Annotated in this window: 1 protein-coding gene; it reads right to left on the bottom strand. The window is 42.0% G+C overall.

Going from position 1 to position 517, the window contains the following annotated elements; genetic code table 11:
* Window positions 1–517, bottom strand: a 517-nt coding sequence (locus AC19MX_RS21135; RefSeq protein WP_498299775.1) for a group II intron maturase-specific domain-containing protein, incomplete at both ends; no start/stop codon positions are given.

A 517-nucleotide genomic window follows, 5' to 3' on the forward strand; every position in this document is an offset into this window, starting at 1 on the left:
GTCCCTTACCATCCAAATAATATTTACGCCTCACCCAGTCTTTACTTTTAGACGGATGACGCCTAACTGCCCAGCGCCATAACAACCAGAAAAGTTGATGGCCTACATAACCGAAAACTTGCTTAGCAACACAATGGCGATAATAGTTCGCCCACCCCCTCAGTTTCGGATTCAGTATTTTGATTAAATCGTTAACGGGTATTGTTGGATGTTTTCTGATGAATTCACGTAAGTTGCTCAGAAATGACAGAACGTTGCTCTTGCTCGGTTTAATGAGCAGTTTGCCGTTGTACTTCCTGATATTGAATCCCAGAAAGTCAAAACCATCATTGATATGAGTAATGTGTGTTTTCTCATCAGAGAGTGTTAAGCCCCTTTCCTGTAGAAAGCCAATGAGTTGCGGCTTGATTTCATTAACTAGGACTTCTTGCGAAGAACCTGTGATGACAAAATCGTCTGCGTATCCGATAAAGTTGACCCTATTCCCTGTTTTACGGGCAATAGACTTAACCAACTG

Source organism: Shewanella sp. MF05956 (assembly GCF_059758055.1).